At 66.4% G+C, this 232-nt stretch carries 1 protein-coding gene; it reads left to right on the forward strand.

The window, feature by feature from the left end:
* Positions 1 to 15: 15 nt before the first annotated feature.
* Positions 16 to 232 (forward strand): ATP-binding cassette domain-containing protein (locus AMS65_RS00395; protein WP_206541952.1); only part of this gene is annotated, 217 nt, incomplete at its 3' end.

Raw genomic sequence — 232 nt, forward strand, 5'->3', positions numbered from 1 at the left:
GCCCAAGGACTCACCATCACCTTCAACCCGGGCACGCCGATTGAGACGCGCGCGCTGCGCGGCCTGTCGCTGGAGATCCCGTCAGGCCAGTTCGTGTCCGTGATCGGCTCGAACGGGGCCGGCAAATCGACGTTCCTGAACTCCATCAGCGGCGACCAGCTGGTCGACTCGGGCCGCATCACCATCGACGGTGAAGACGTCACGCGCAAGACCGCGTGGCAACGCGCCGACA

Source organism: Leucobacter celer subsp. astrifaciens (assembly GCF_001273835.1).
GTDB lineage: Bacteria > Actinomycetota > Actinomycetes > Actinomycetales > Microbacteriaceae > Leucobacter > Leucobacter celer.